Source organism: Sphingomonas sp. FG14 (assembly GCF_057809675.1).
The window spans coordinates 14,168-28,042 of sequence record NZ_JBMDKK010000011.1 but is presented as its reverse complement, the minus strand read 5'-3'; the positions used below and the strand labels follow the sequence as shown (position 1 = coordinate 28,042).

Here is a 13,875-nt window from a genome sequence, read left to right as displayed (position 1 = left end):
CCGATTTAGTTGGTTCGTCAATGCAAGTTAGTTCGATCGCGATTCGGCGGGCATGGCCGCCCATCGGCGACGTCATCGCCAATATGCAGCAGAATCCCTGTCTTTGCTGGACAATGCGGCGATCCAGGCAGGCGTTTCCGGGGCCCGAGACCCGATCGGGAACGGCCCCGCTGAGTGGATTTCGAAAGCAAACCCTTCTGGACGATGAAGCGGGTCGTCCCGGACGATCGCAGCAACGGCCGCGTGGCGGCTATCGTCGCGCGGCGAAGAAATGCCGCAACAGCGTCGCCGCTTCACCTTCACCCAGCCCCGCATAGATTTCGGGGCGATGATGGCAGGTCGGCTGATCGAACACGCGCGCGCCGTGTTCGACGCCGCCGCCCTTGGGATCGGACGCCGCGTAGTAGAGCCGGGCGATGCGTGCATGCGCGATGGCGCCCGCGCACATCGCACAGGGCTCCAGCGTCACCCACAGGTCGCAACCGGTCAGCCGTTCCTGCCCCAGCGCCTCCGCCGCGCGGCGAATCGCCAGCATCTCGGCATGGGCGGTGGGATCGGGCCGGGCGCGCGTCTCGTTGGCGGCGCTCGCGATCACGACGCCGTCGCGCACCACCACCGCGCCGATCGGCACTTCACCCGCCTGGGCAGCGGCTTCGGCGAGCATGAGCGCCTGACGCATCGGATCGGGCAGTGGAAACGCCATTGCCGAGCCATAGAGGCTGATCGCCCCCTGCGGAAGCTCAGGCCTTGGCAGGGCGCCGCAGACGCGCGAACATCGCGTCCACCCGCGCGGTCGAGCCGCCGAGCACGACGAACAGCGCGAAGATCATGCCCGGCAGGAAGAACAGCGCGGTCAGGATCGTCGCGATCCAGAAGTCACGCCCCATTCCGCGCGCCAGGAAGATGCCGAGCGGCGGCAGCAGGATCGCGGCGATGACGGTTGCGGCGGACATATGGGTTGAACGAACGACGCCTTTGCGGGTTTCATGGGGCACGAAGGTTGACGCGAATCGCCTTGGCCGCTAGTGGCCCACGCTTTCCAGACGCTTTTGATTGCAGGACGAAGACGATGTCGCGCATTTGCGAACTGACCGGCAAGGGCCGCCAGGTGGGCCACAATGTGTCCCACGCCAATAACAAGACCAAGCGGACCTATCTGCCCAACCTGCAGAACGTGACGCTGATGTCCGATTCGCTCGAAAAGAGCGTGAAGCTGCGCGTTTCGACGCACGGCCTGCGTTCGGTCGAGCATAATGGCGGCCTGGACAACTGGCTGCTGAAGACCTCGGACGAGAAGCTGAGCCTGAAGGCGCGTCGCCTGAAGCGCGAAGTCGCCAAGAAGGTCTCGGCCGCGGCCTGAGCCGCGCATAGCCGAAATCGATTCGGACGATGTGGCGCCGGCCGGTGAAAACCGGGCGGCGCTTTGTCGCGTCCGGTGAACTTTGAAACAAGCCGGAACCGGCGCCATCGCCATGCCACGCCGGCGCGGCGCCCGCGCCCGTTCGGGCTGAGCCTGTCGGGACGAAGTCGGCCGTAGGCCAACCCCTGCCTTTCCTTAACATTGAAGTAGAAGGACAGGGCTTCGACAGGCTCAGCCCGAACGGCGGGTGGTGGTGGTGACGCACGCCCGACTCGCCTGAACGCCTTGCCCCGCTAGCGGCCGCCGTCCTCCAGCGCGAATTTCAGCAACAGGCTCTTCTGGAACGGCGTCCCGAAATTGTCGTCGGACGCGATCCAGACGATGATCCGCTCGCCCTCGCGCGTGATCGCCAGCGCCTCCATATTGTCGACCGCCAGCGGCGGAGCCAGGGTCGCGATCTCCTCGCCGGTCACCAGGCCGTCGCGCTCGATCGCCTTCGGATCGAGGATCGAGAGCTTGGCGGTGAACAGCGGCCAGAAGCCCAGGCGGCGATGCAGCACCAGCACGCGCCCGTCGGGCAATTCGGCGGCGTCGGTCACGCGGAAGCCCGATGGCGGGCGATAATAGAAGCGCGTGCTCCGCGCGGCGGGATCGGTCGGGTCGCGATCGAACAGCAGCGCCGCATCGGCGCCCGGCGGCGCCTTGCCGCCTTCCGAAAGCACGAGGAAGCGCCCCGAGCTCAGCCGGGCCATCGCCTCCGCCCCGGCATTGCCCGGCCATTTGCGCATCTCGCTCGGCCTGCGCCCCGCCTCCGCGCGCGACAGGCCCGGCGCATAGCGCCAGATCGCGTTGCGGCTTTCGAAGCCCACCCAGATTTGCCCCGTGCGGGGATCGACCGTCATCGATTCGCTGTCGCGATTGCGCTTGAGATAGGGATCGCCGGGGCCGTCGGGCAGATCGCCGAACCGGGCCGCGCCGATGGCATCGCCCGGCCCGCGCGCCAGCCGGACATATCCGCCCGCGTCGTTGAGCAGCAGGAAGGCGTCTTCCGACACCAGCATCGACGAGAAGCTGCCAAAGGCCGGATCGGGATTCTCCAGCCGCCACCCCTTCAGATACCGCAGGCGGCCGACGCGGGCACGCTTCGGATCCGACGCGTCGAGCGGGATCGGAATCGCGGAGACCCGACTGCTCGGCCCCAGCACCTGACGCACCATCGAGGTTTCGCCATCGCCGCCCAGCATCAGCATGAACGGCAGGACCGGCAGCAACAGTAACGGCTTGAACAGGCGCATCGGCGACGCTTGTAGCCAAGGCTGGCGCGCTTGCCAGCCCAAGCTTTCCTGAACGGCGGGCAACGGCATCTGAACGGCGGATAACATGTGCGTTCAGGCGAGCCTCAAACGAATCAGGGCATAAGCATCTCATCGGACGGAGGTTGGCCCCGCCGCCGAGTTGAAACGCAAGGAGAAGACCATGTTCAAGAAACTGAGCCTTGTGGGTGCCACGCTCGCCATGGGCGCCGCCACCCTGATCCCCGCGACGCCCGCCATGGCGCAGCGCGACGGATATTATCGCGGTTACGACAATCACCGCGGCTACAACAATTATCGCGGCTACAACGATCGCGGTTATCGTGGCTATCGCGGCGACCGCTACGGTTACCGCAACGATCGCGGCTATCGTGGCAATGACGGCTATTATCGCTGCCGCCGCGACGGCACCGCCGGCACCATCATCGGCGCGATCGCCGGTGGCCTGCTCGGCAACGAGGTCGCCGGTCGCGGCAGCCGCACCGAAGGCACGATCATCGGCGGCGCCGTGGGCGCCCTGGCCGGCCGCGCCATCGACAAGTCGGACAGCCGCTGCCGCTAAGCCAACAACATTCCTCGGTGTAGCGTAACGAGGACAAGGGGTACGCCGCGACCTGTACATCGCGGACCCCGGAGGGCCGGAGCCGAAAGGTTTCCGGCCCTCGCGTTGTTTGAAAGCCGCGTACCGTTCGGGCTGAGCCTGTCGAAGCCCTGTCCTTCTACTTCAATGCGAAGGAAGAACAGGGCTTCGACAGGCTCAGCCCGAACGGCGTAGGGACTGGCGCGCTATTTTCTTGGCGCCCTCAGTCGTTGTCGAACAGCGCCGCCAACTGCTCCACCATCGTGCCGCCAAGCTGTTCGGCGTCCATGATCGTCACCGCCTTCTGATAATAGCGGGTCACGTCATGGCCGATGCCGATCGCGACGAGTTCTACCGGCGAGCGATTCTCGATCCAGTGGATCACCTGGCGCAGGTGCCGTTCGAGATAGCTGCCCGAATTGACGCTGAGCGTCGAATCGTCGACGGGCGCGCCATCCGAGATCACCATCAGGATCCGCCGCTCCTCCGGCCGCGCGATCAGGCGGCTATGCGCCCAGAGCAGCGCCTCTCCGTCGATATTCTCCTTGAGCAGCCCCTCGCGCATCATCAGCCCGAGCGATTTCTTCGCGCGGCGCCAGGGTTCGTCAGCCTGTTTGTAGATGATGTGGCGCAGGTCGTTCAGGCGGCCGGGCATCGGCGATCGGCCGGCGGCCAGCCAGTTCTCGCGCGATTGCCCGCCTTTCCACGCCCGCGTGGTGAAGCCGAGAATCTCGGTCTTGACGCCGCAGCGCTCCAGCGTGCGCGCCATGATGTCGGCGGAGATCGCGGCGATCGAGATCGGGCGCCCCCGCATCGAGCCCGAATTGTCGATCAGCAGCGTCACCACCGTGTCGCGGAAATCGGTCTCGCGCTCGATCTTGTAGGACAGCGAATGGCCGGGGCTCACCACGACGCGCGCCAGCCGCGCGGCATCGAGCAACCCTTCCTCCTGGTCGAAATCCCAGCTCCGGTTCTGTTGCGCCATCAGCCGGCGCTGCAGCCGGTTGGCGAGCTTGGTCACCGCGCCCTGGAGATGGACGAGCTGGTGATCGAGATAGGCGCGCAGCCGTTCCAGCTCGTCCTCGTCGCACAGCTCCTGCGCGGTCACGACCTCGTCGAACTGCTCGGTCCACACCTTGTAGTCGAACTGGGTGTTGAGATCGGGCACCGGCCGGTTGGGGCGGACAGGCAACATGCCCTCCTCGCCCTCGTCGCCCAGCTCGGCGTCGGTTTCGGACGCCATGTCCTCCTGCGCCTCGCCGGCCTCGCCGTCCTCTGACTCGCTGCCATCGGGCTCGCCGCGCGCGTCGCTCTGGCCGTCCGAGCCGCCGGACTCGTCCTCGCCCTCGCTCTCGTCGCCTTCCTCGGGATCCTCGCCTTCCTGCTCTTCGCCGCCCTCGTCGCCCGATTCGGGCACCATCTCGCCGTCGATCAGCTCGAGATCCTCGAGCAGGCGGGTGGCGAGCTTCTGGAACGCGGCCTGGTCGTCGAGCGCCAGGCCGAGCGCGTCGAGATCGGCGCCCGCCTTTTCCTCGATCCAGTCGCGCACCAGCGAAAGGCCGCCCTTCGCCGCCTCGGGCACCGGTTCGCCGGTCAGCCTTTCGCGTGCGAGCAATGCGATCGCGCTCGACAACGGCACTTCCTCACGCGAGCGGGCGCGCGTGATCGGGTCCGATCGCATCCGCATCGCATGGGCGTCGGCCAGATTGGCCTTCACCCCGGCCATGTTGCGGCCGCCCAGCGCCTCGATCCGCACCTGCTCCACCGCGTCGAACGCGGCGCGCGCCACCGCGTCGCCCGGCGCCGCGCGCGCGTGCAGCGCGGCGTCGTGATGGCGCAGCTTCAGCGCGAAGCTGTCGGCGAAGCCACGCGCCTCCGCCACCTGTTCGGGCGGCAGGTTGCGGCCGGGCATCGGCACCTTCAGGTGCCGCCCGGCCTGCACCGGCGCGTCGGCGGTGAAGGCGAGCTCCACCTCCGGCTCGCGCGCGATCGCGCGCGCCGTGCCGGTCAGCACCGCCTTGAAGCGGTCGAGGGGCGTCTGCTCGGCCACCCTGTCTCAGGCTTTCGCCACGACGCTTTCGGGCAGGTCCTTGCCGAAGACGCGCTGGTAATATTCGGCCACCAGCGCGCGTTCCGCCTCGTCGCACTTGTTGAGGAAGCTCAGGCGGAAGGCGAAGCCGACATCCTTGAAGATCAGCGAGTTCTGCGCCCAGGTGATCACGGTGCGCGGGCTCATCACGGTGGAGATGTCGCCATTGATGAAGCCCTGGCGGGTCAGGTCCGCCACCTTCACCATGTTCTCCACCTCCTTCTTGCCGCCCTCGTGATCATATTCGCCCGACTTGGCGAGCACGATCTGCGCCTCGACCTGCGCGGGCAGGTAGTTGAGCGTGACAACGATGTTCCAGCGGTCCATCTGCCCCTGGTTGATCTGCTGCGTGCCATGATAGAGGCCGCTGGTGTCGCCCAGGCCGACCGTGTTGGCGGTGGCGAACAGACGGAACCAGGGATTGGGCCGGATCACGCGGTTCTGGTCGAGCAGGGTCAGCTTGCCCTCGGTCTCCAGCACGCGCTGGATCACGAACATCACGTCGGGGCGGCCCGCGTCATATTCGTCGAACACCAGGGCGGTCGGTGTCTGCAGCGCCCAGGGCAGCAGGCCTTCGCGGAACTCGGTCACCTGCTGGCCGTCGCGCAGCACGATGGCGTCGCGGCCGATCAGGTCGATACGGCTGATATGCGCGTCGAGGTTGATGCGGATGCAGGGCCAGTTGAGCCGCGCGGCCACCTGCTCGATATGCGTGGACTTGCCGGTGCCGTGATAGCCCTGGACCATCACGCGCCGGTTGTGCGCGAAGCCGGCCAGGATCGCGAGCGTCGTATCGCCGTCGAACACATAGGCGGGATCGAGATCGGGCACGCGCTCGTCGGCCTCGCTGAAGGCGGGCACCATCATCTCGGTATCGATGCCGAACAGGTCGCGGACGCTCACCTGCTTGTCGGGCGCGTCGAGCACCGTCGACTCGCGGCTGTCGGGCTGGGCGTTGGGAATGTCGGTCATGGATCGGCCTGCATGCAAGAGAGTCGCGGCCCGGTTAAAGGCTGGCGCGCGCGGATGCAACGCGAACGCGTCAAACAACGCCCGGCGGCGCTTTCGCCGGAATCGGAAACAAGGTGGTGAAGTGCGCGGCGAGCGCACGATCGCCCTCCACCGTCAGCACCCCCTCCCGCGCGAGGTCGTCGAGCGGCACGCCCGCATAGACCGCCGCCGCCACGCCGGAGGGCACGCCGGTCATCACCAGATCGGGCCGCTCGACCGCGCCGCGCCCGATCGCGACCGCGCCGTCGTCGATCGTCAGGAAGAACGCCTCCTCGCCCAGATGGAAGCCGATCCGCATCGTCAGCCCGCGCGCGCGCGCCGGATCGATCATCGTGCGCAGCGACAGCATCAGCGAAACCGCGCTGAACGGGCGCGTCGGATCATGCCGGGGGGAACGCGCTGCCCAGCGCCCCAGCGCCTGGAACACCGGCCCCGCCTCCTGCCCCCAGGGCGTCAGCCCATAGACCTGGACGGAGATCGGCGGCGGCAGCTTCGATCGCGTGACGATGCCCGCTTCCTCCAGCCCGGTCAGCCGCTGCGTCAGCACGTTCGCGCTGATCGCGGGCAGGCTCTTGCGCAGTTCGCTGAAGCGGCGCGGCCCCAGCATCAGTTCGCGCATCACCGGCAGCGCCCAGCGCTCCCCGATGATGTCCATGCCATGGGTGGCCGCGCAGGCATCGTCATAACGGCGCTTTTGCGCGGCTTCGGACGAGTCGGTTATTTTTTGTAACTTCATAGTTGCTTTTTATAACCTCGGGGCGCATCAGGGTCAAACAACGAGTCGCGAGAGGACCAAGAAATGGCGAAGATGATTTTCGTGAACCTGCCGGTCGCGGATGTAGCGAGGGCGCGGACCTTTTACGAAGCGGTGGGTGCCACCGCCGATCCGCGTTTCTGCACGGACGACACCGCGATGATGGCGTTTTCCGACACGATCACGTTCATGCTGATGTCACATCAACGGTTCAACGACTTCACGACAAAGTCCGTCGCAGACACCCGCACCACCGCCCAGGTGCTGCTATGCCTGAGCGAGGACAGCCGCGATGGAGTCGAGGCGACCATGGCGAGGGCGACCGCTGCCGGTGCGAAGGCCGATCCGACGCCGCGCCAGGAAATGGGCGACTTCATGTACGGCCGCAGCTTCGAGGATCTCGACGGCCATATCGTCGAGCTGGTGTGGATGGATGTCGATGCGGCGATGGCCGCGTGGAGCGCCGAGCCCGCCGCCGCCTGAGCCGCGCGATACGACAAGGGCCGGCCGATCGGATGGCGGCTGGTCAGCTTTGGTTTTTTCGAGGGGCGCGAAGCCCCCGCCCGTTCGCATGAGGAGAGATGCAATGACCTATGTGGAAGGATTCGTCGCCGCGGTGCCGGCGGCCAACAAGGAAGCCTATCGCAAGCACGCCGAACAGGCGCTGCCGCTGTTCAAGGAATTTGGCGTGGCCCGGATGGTCGAGTGCTGGGGCGACGACGTGCCCGACGGCAAGGTGACCGATTTCAAGGGCGCGGTACAGGCGAAGGAGGACGAGGTCGTCGTCTTCTCCTGGTTCGAATATCCGTCGAAGACGGTGCGCGATGCCGCCGTCGAGAAGATGATGTCCGATCCGCGCATGGCGACGATGGGCGCGGACATGCCGTTTGACGGCAAGCGCATGATCGTCGGCGGCTTCGAGGCGATCGTCGACGACAGCGGCGAAGGCGCCATGGGCTATGCGGACGGCTATCTCGTGCCCGTGCCCGCCGGCAACAAGGAAGCCTATCGCGCGCTGGCGACCAAGGCGTCGCAGGTCTTTTTCGATCATGGCGCGACGCGCGTGGTGGAAGCATGGGGCGATGACGTGCCCACCGGCAAGGTCACCGACTATGCGCGCGCCGTGAAAGCCCAGGGCGACGAGAATACCGTCTTCTCCTGGGTGGAATGGCCGTCGAAGGAAGCTCGCCAGGAAGGCTGGAAGAAGGTGATGGAGGACGAGCGGATGAAGCCCGACGGCTCCGAGATGCCCTTCGACGGCCAGCGCATGATCTATGGCGGCTTCTCGCCGCTCGTGGACGCCTGAGAGGCTTTTGGGGAAAGCCGGTGCCGCCAGAAAGCGCTCTTCCGCGCTTTCTCGAACAGCTCTGAACACGGACGAGGGAGACAGGTCATGGCCAATGCGCATGGCGAATTCATCTGGTACGAACTGATGACGCCCGATCCGGACGCGTCGAAGGCATTCTACGACAGCGTCGTCGGCTGGACGATCGGCGACAAGCCCTCCCAGGGCATGGATTATCGCATGATCGCGGCGGCCGACGGTTTCGTCGGCGGCGTGCTGGCGCTCAATGCGGACATGGTCGCGGGCGGCGCCGTGCCCGGCTGGATGGGCTATTTCGGGGTCGACGATGTCGACGCCACCGTCGACGCGATCGTGGCGGCGGGCGGCCAGGTCCATCTGCCCGCCAGCGACATCCCCGATGTCGGCCGCATCGCGATGGTCAGCGATCCCCAGGGCGTCGCCATCTATGTGATGCGCGGGGCCAGCGACGAGGCCAGCACCGCCTATGGCCGGCATGCGATGGGCCATGTGAGCTGGAACGAGTTGCAGACCACCGACGATGCCGCCGCGCTCGCCTTTTACGACACGCATTTCGACATCAAGAAGGTCGGTGTGATGGAGATGGGCGAGATGGGCGATTACAGCTTCATCGCCAACAGCGAGGGCGGCGAGGCGATCGGCGCGGTGATGAAGGCGATGCCGGGCGTGCGCCCCGGCTGGGGCTTTTACTTCCGCGTGCCCGAGATCGAGGCCGCCAAGGCGCGGATCGAACAGGCCGGCGGCACCGTCACCCATGGCCCGATGGACGTGCCGGGCGGCGAGATGGTGCTCAACGCGATCGATCCCCAGGGCGCGCTTTTCGGCCTGGTCGCACCAGGCAAGTAAACCGGAAAACAAGGAGACGGATCATGTCCGAGAAGATCATTCCCTGCCTGTGGTTCGACGGCAATGCCGAGGAAGCCGCGAACTTCTATGCCGAACACCTGCCCGATTCGCATGTCGGCGCGATTCATCGCTCGCCGGCGGACAATCCCAGCGGCGGCGCGGGCAGCGTGCTCACCGTCGAGTTCGTCGTCGCCGGCCAGAATTTCGTCGGGCTGAACGGCGGCCCGCATTTCAGGTTCAACGAAGCGGTGAGCTTCCAGATCATGTGCGATGATCAGGCCGAGGCGGACCGGCTGACCGACGCGCTGTCGAGCGTGCCCGAATCCGAGCAATGCGGCTGGGTGAAGGACAGGTTCGGCCTGTCGTGGCAGATCGTGCCCCGGCGGATGATCGCGCTGCTCGGCGATCCCGATCCAGCCCGCGCCAAACGCGCGATGCAGGCGATGCTCACGATGAAGCGGATCGACATCGCCAGGGTGGAAGCCGCGGCGGACGGCGAACTCGTCGACTGACCGGCATCGACAGGGCGATATTTCTTCGAGCCCGGCCTAGAGCCTGATCGCTTGAGGTGGAAGCGCTACGCGCTTCCACCGATGGCGTGAATCAGGCTCTACTCAGATGGTTGAGGCCGGGCTTTTTTTCATCGATTCGCAATATCTACTATGCTAATAGACATAATAGATGAGCGAGACACACAGTCTGCTTGCAACACCTGACCACCCGGTCTGGGCCGCGCTTTCCCCTTACATCATCGGCCCCCAAGACGCCGCCCTGCCCTTCGCCGAACGGCTGGCGCGCGACAATGGCTGGACCGGCGCGCACGCCCAGCGCGTGATCGAGGAATATAAGCGCTTCTGCTTCCTCGCGGCGACGGTGGATCATCAGGTGACGCCGTCCGACGCGGTCGACCAGGCCTGGCACCTCCACCTCACCTACAGCCGTGATTACTGGGAGCGCTTCTGCCCGGAGGTGCTTGGCCGGCCGCTCCACCATGGGCCGACCGCGGGCGGCGGCGCCGAGCAACATCGCTATTTCGAACAATATGCCGAGACGCTCAAAAGCTACGAACAGGCCTTTGGCGCCCCGCCGCCCGCCGATCTGTGGCCAAGCGCGGCGCGGCGGCTGATCGACGATCCCAGGGCACGGCGCGTCCATCCGCGCGACGCGCTCATCATTCCGAGACGGGTGGTCCGGCCGCTGCTGTGGCTGGCCGGCGCCATCGCCGTCGTCCATTTCCTTTACTGGTAGGGAGAAAGACCCAGATTATGCCACTTGGACCCTTCGACATGACCGGCGGACCCTTTCTGCTGTTGTACGGGGTACTGCTGATCCTCACCATCTTCGCGGGCTTCGCCATTCCGCGCTGGCTGCGCCCCGACGGACGAAGCCAGCGCGTGACCGACGCGGACGACCTTGCATGGCTGGCGGGCGGCCCGGCGCGCTTCGCCGATGCCGTCGTGGCGCGGCTGCTGTCGGTTCGCGCGCTCGACATGATCGGCAAGGACAATTTCCGCGCCGTCGCGCGCGATGCCGGCCAGGGCGCGGCCGAGCACAGCGTGCTCGCGCTGCCCCAGCCCATGTCATGGCCGGCGATCGAAAAGACGCTGCGCCCCTATGCCGAACCGGTCGAGCGCCGGCTCACCGCCTCCGGCCTGCTGATGGATCGGGCGACCTTGTTCCAGATGCGCTTCTGGCAGACATCGCCCTATCTGCTGCTGATCATCTTCGGCGCGACCAAATGGCTGATCGGCGACGCGCGCGGCCGCCCGGTCGGCTTCCTCACCGCCTTCCTGATCGTCACCGCCGTCTTCGCGCTCATCCGCTTCTTCGCGGTCGACCGACGGACGCGGGCGGGCCAGGACGCGCTCGAACAGGCCACCGCCCGCTCCGCGCGGCTCAAACAGGCGCCGACCAACTCGGAGATCGGCCTTGCCGTCGCGCTGTTCGGCACCACGGTGCTCGCCGGTTCAGGCTGGGCCGCCTTTCACCAGCTTCGCAGCGCAAGCTCTGGCGACAGCGGCGGCGGGGGTGGTGACGGTGGAGGCGGAGGCGGGTGCGGCGGCGGGGGGTGCGGCGGCTGCGGCGGTTGAGGCACCCCCATCACCTGTCGCTCCAGCTTTCGCTGGAGCGACGGACTGAAATCCAGGCCAGCGAGTGAACTCACCCGCCTCGTGCCCCCTAAGCGAAAGCAGGGGCACCCTTCAGCCGCGTATAGGCCGCGATCACATCGCCCAGCGCCTTTTCATGGCTGCGATCGCCGCCATTGCGATCGGGATGATAGCGCCGCACCAGATCGGCGTAACGCTGGCGCAATTCCTTGCGCGTCGCGTCGGCTGTCAGCCCCAGCAATTGCAGATCCTTGCGATTGTCGCCCGATAGCGGCCTGCCGTCGGCGCGCGGCTGCGGCGCGGTGTCGCGGAAGCGCGCGGATATGGCGTCGAGCGGATCGGAGAAATCGGCCCAGCGCGGCGGCCGGTCCGCGCCGCCCGTCGCGAAGGCGCGGGTCTCGCGCTCCCAGCCGGCAAAGGGGCGCTGCGCCGCCGCGATCTCATCGGCATCCATGCCTTCGAAGAAATTATAGCCCGCGTTGAACGCGCGGACGTGATCCAGGCAATACCACCGCCAGTCGCCCGGGCCGTCAAACCCCGAACGCCGGGCGCCGGGCGCGCGGAACTCGCCCGGTTGGTCGCAACCGGCATGATCGCACAGCCGCCCGCCACCTTCCACGCGCCCATGGAAGCGCGAGCGCCGCTTGCCCTCATCTGTCTGTCCGTCGCTCAAAACCGCTCCCGATCCCGATCAAACCCCCTATATAGGGCCGATGCAGACCCCGACAAAAGGCCCCGTGGCCACTGAAATCGAAGCACGGCTGACGGCGGCCCTCTCTCCCGCACGGCTCGCCGTGATCAACGACAGCGCGCAGCATCGCGGTCATATGGGCGATGACGGCAGCGGCGAATCGCACTTCACCGTCGAGATCGAAAGCGCGGCGTTCGCCGGCCAGAACCGCGTCGCGCGGCAGCGCATGGTGAATCACGCGCTCGGCGACCTGATGCAGGGCGCGGTCCACGCGCTCGCCATCAAGGCGCGCGCGCCGGGCGAATAGCCCATGAAAGCGTGAATCGCGCCCTCACCCTGTCGCTTAGCGCCTGATTCACATTTCGGATCGACGTTCGTCCGTCGCGGATCCCGGCGCGGCAGGCGATTTCACCTGTCCCGGAACCGCTCTAGGCTCAGCGCATGACCGATGTCCGAACCGCCCGCCCCGCTGCCCGCATCCTGCTGATCGATCCGGCGGGCCGGGCGCTGCTGTTCCGTTTCGATCCGGACGATCGGCCGCCCTTCTGGTGCACGCCCGGCGGCGCGGTCGATCCCGGTGAGAGCTATTACGAAGCGGCCCGGCGCGAATTGCTGGAAGAGACCGGAATCGACGCCGATCCGGGCGAGGAGATCGCGCGCCGGCAGATCGAGTTCGTCACGCTGGAGGGGGTGCCCGTCACCGCCGACGAACGCTGGTTCCTGGTCCGCTCGGTCGACGCCACGATCGACACGGCACGTCATACCGAACTCGAACGGCGCGTGATGACGCGGTGGCGCTGGTTCACGCCCGATGAGATCGCCGCGCATCCCGAACGCATCTATCCCGAGGATCTGGTCGCACTCCTCCAGACAGCCACCGGAGCAACCGCATGACCGACGATCCCGTGATCCAGACCATAACGCCCGTGACGCACGACCTGGGCGGATTCAAGGTGCACCGCACCCTGCCCTCGCGCCCGCGCACCATGGTCGGCCCCTTCATCTTCTTCGACCAGATGGGGCCGGCGCACCTGCCGGTGGGCGAGGGCATCGACGTGCGCCCGCATCCGCACATCAACCTCGCCACCGTCACCTATCTGTTCGCCGGCGCGATCGACCATCGCGATTCGCTGGGCACCTTCAAGACGATCGAGCCGGGCGCGGTGAACCTGATGACCGCCGGCCACGGCATCGTCCATTCGGAACGTTCGCCGCGGCGCGAGCGCGCGGCCGGCCCCGCGCTGTCGGGCATCCAGACCTGGCTGGCGCTACCGGAAAGGGACGAGGAGATCGCGCCCGCCTTCGAGCATGTCGCCAGGGCCGAACTGCCCATCGTCAGGGACGAGGGCGTGCAGGCGCGCGTCATCATGGGCAGCCTGTGGGGCAAGACCGCGCCGACGACCACCTATGCCGGCACCATCTATGCGGACATTTTGCTCGGCGCGGGCAGCGCGATCCCGATCGACGCCGACGCCGACGAGCGCGCGCTCTATGTCGCGATCGGCGAGGCCAGCCTGGACGGCATGGTGCTCGATCCGATGACGCTCTACGTGCTCAGGCCCGGCACGCGCGCGACGCTGCGATCCGAGCAGGGGGGCCGCGTGATGCTGTGCGGCGGAGAGGCGTTCGCGACGCCGCGCCATGTCTGGTGGAATTTCGTTTCCTCGCGCCGCGACCGCATCGAACAGGCGAAACAGGACTGGAACCAGGACAGGTTTCCCAAGGTGCCGGGCGACGACAAGGAATTCATCCCGATCCCCGAAATCCCCAATACCGTCAGCTATCCGTAGCGGATTCGC

Annotated in this window: 18 protein-coding genes; 11 read left to right on the top strand and 7 right to left on the bottom strand. The window is 66.8% G+C overall.

Features of this window, described 5'->3' with window-relative positions; all coding sequences use genetic code 11:
* Positions 1 to 250: 250 nt before the first annotated feature.
* Positions 251 to 703, bottom strand: a complete 453-nt coding sequence (locus ACODTA_RS21860; protein ID WP_489068586.1) for a nucleoside deaminase — start codon at positions 701 to 703, stop codon at positions 251 to 253.
* A gap of 37 nt (positions 704 to 740) precedes the next feature.
* Positions 741 to 953, bottom strand: coding sequence for a YqaE/Pmp3 family membrane protein (locus ACODTA_RS21855; protein ID WP_489068584.1), 213 nt, complete (start codon positions 951 to 953; stop codon positions 741 to 743).
* A gap of 116 nt (positions 954 to 1,069) precedes the next feature.
* Here ACODTA_RS21855 and rpmB point away from each other — a divergent pair, with 116 nt between their 5' ends.
* Complete coding sequence (gene rpmB / locus ACODTA_RS21850) at positions 1,070 to 1,360, top strand: 50S ribosomal protein L28 (protein ID WP_222989163.1); 291 nt, start codon at positions 1,070 to 1,072, stop codon at positions 1,358 to 1,360.
* 293 nt (positions 1,361 to 1,653) lie between these two features.
* Here rpmB and ACODTA_RS21845 read toward each other — a convergent pair whose 3' ends face one another.
* A complete protein-coding gene (locus tag ACODTA_RS21845; RefSeq protein WP_489068581.1) occupies positions 1,654 to 2,655 on the bottom strand; it encodes an esterase-like activity of phytase family protein in 1,002 nt (333 codons plus the stop codon).
* Positions 2,656 to 2,836: 181 nt separating this feature from the next.
* Between ACODTA_RS21845 and ACODTA_RS21840 the strand changes: the two genes are divergently transcribed.
* A complete protein-coding gene (locus ACODTA_RS21840; protein ID WP_489068579.1) occupies positions 2,837 to 3,235 on the top strand; it encodes a glycine zipper 2TM domain-containing protein in 399 nt (132 codons plus the stop codon).
* A 241-nt stretch (positions 3,236 to 3,476) separates the two neighbouring features.
* Here the strand turns inward: ACODTA_RS21840 and cobT are convergent, their stop codons facing one another.
* The 3 genes from cobT to ACODTA_RS21825 all read right to left on the bottom strand — a co-directional run bounded on the left by cobT (position 3,477) and on the right by ACODTA_RS21825 (position 7,089).
* Positions 3,477 to 5,303, bottom strand: a complete 1,827-nt coding sequence (gene cobT / locus ACODTA_RS21835) for a cobaltochelatase subunit CobT (RefSeq protein ID WP_489068577.1) — start codon at positions 5,301 to 5,303, stop codon at positions 3,477 to 3,479.
* Positions 5,304 to 5,309: 6 nt separating this feature from the next.
* Entirely contained in the window at positions 5,310 to 6,314 is a 1,005-nt protein-coding gene (cobS, locus tag ACODTA_RS21830; RefSeq protein WP_489068575.1) for a cobaltochelatase subunit CobS, read from the bottom strand.
* A 70-nt stretch (positions 6,315 to 6,384) separates the two neighbouring features.
* Positions 6,385 to 7,089 (bottom strand): winged helix-turn-helix transcriptional regulator, encoded by a 705-nt coding sequence (locus ACODTA_RS21825; RefSeq protein ID WP_489068573.1) that lies wholly within the window; start codon positions 7,087 to 7,089, stop codon positions 6,385 to 6,387.
* Positions 7,090 to 7,152: 63 nt separating this feature from the next.
* Between ACODTA_RS21825 and ACODTA_RS21820 the strand changes: the two genes are divergently transcribed.
* From ACODTA_RS21820 to ACODTA_RS21795, 6 genes are all read left to right on the top strand, one after another.
* Complete coding sequence (locus ACODTA_RS21820; RefSeq protein ID WP_489068571.1) at positions 7,153 to 7,590, top strand: VOC family protein; 438 nt, start codon at positions 7,153 to 7,155, stop codon at positions 7,588 to 7,590.
* 103 nt (positions 7,591 to 7,693) lie between these two features.
* Positions 7,694 to 8,413 (top strand): DUF1428 domain-containing protein, encoded by a 720-nt coding sequence (locus ACODTA_RS21815; RefSeq protein WP_489068569.1) that lies wholly within the window; start codon positions 7,694 to 7,696, stop codon positions 8,411 to 8,413.
* A gap of 87 nt (positions 8,414 to 8,500) precedes the next feature.
* Entirely contained in the window at positions 8,501 to 9,277 is a 777-nt protein-coding gene (locus tag ACODTA_RS21810) for a VOC family protein (protein ID WP_489068567.1), read from the top strand.
* 23 nt (positions 9,278 to 9,300) lie between these two features.
* Entirely contained in the window at positions 9,301 to 9,789 is a 489-nt protein-coding gene (locus tag ACODTA_RS21805; protein ID WP_489068565.1) for a VOC family protein, read from the top strand.
* A gap of 169 nt (positions 9,790 to 9,958) precedes the next feature.
* Positions 9,959 to 10,525 carry a glycine-rich domain-containing protein gene (locus ACODTA_RS21800; protein ID WP_489068563.1) on the top strand — a complete coding sequence of 189 codons (567 nt, stop codon included), beginning with the start codon at positions 9,959 to 9,961 and terminating at the stop codon, positions 10,523 to 10,525.
* Between the two features lie 38 nt (positions 10,526 to 10,563).
* Complete coding sequence (locus tag ACODTA_RS21795; protein ID WP_489068561.1) at positions 10,564 to 11,367, top strand: TIGR04222 domain-containing membrane protein; 804 nt, start codon at positions 10,564 to 10,566, stop codon at positions 11,365 to 11,367.
* An 88-nt stretch (positions 11,368 to 11,455) separates the two neighbouring features.
* On the opposite strand, the gene ACODTA_RS21790 is transcribed toward ACODTA_RS21795, so the two are convergent.
* Complete coding sequence (locus ACODTA_RS21790; RefSeq protein ID WP_489068559.1) at positions 11,456 to 12,058, bottom strand: J domain-containing protein; 603 nt, start codon at positions 12,056 to 12,058, stop codon at positions 11,456 to 11,458.
* Between the two features lie 40 nt (positions 12,059 to 12,098).
* Between ACODTA_RS21790 and ACODTA_RS21785 the strand changes: the two genes are divergently transcribed.
* From ACODTA_RS21785 to ACODTA_RS21775, 3 genes are all read left to right on the top strand, one after another.
* A complete protein-coding gene (locus ACODTA_RS21785; protein ID WP_489068557.1) occupies positions 12,099 to 12,383 on the top strand; it encodes a BolA family protein in 285 nt (94 codons plus the stop codon).
* A gap of 134 nt (positions 12,384 to 12,517) precedes the next feature.
* Entirely contained in the window at positions 12,518 to 12,970 is a 453-nt protein-coding gene (locus tag ACODTA_RS21780; protein WP_489068555.1) for an NUDIX hydrolase, read from the top strand.
* Positions 12,967 to 13,866 (top strand): pirin family protein, encoded by a 900-nt coding sequence (locus ACODTA_RS21775; protein WP_489068553.1) that lies wholly within the window; start codon positions 12,967 to 12,969, stop codon positions 13,864 to 13,866. Before ACODTA_RS21780 ends, ACODTA_RS21775 begins: the two co-directional genes overlap by 4 nt.
* The last annotated feature ends 9 nt before the right edge of the window (positions 13,867 to 13,875 follow it).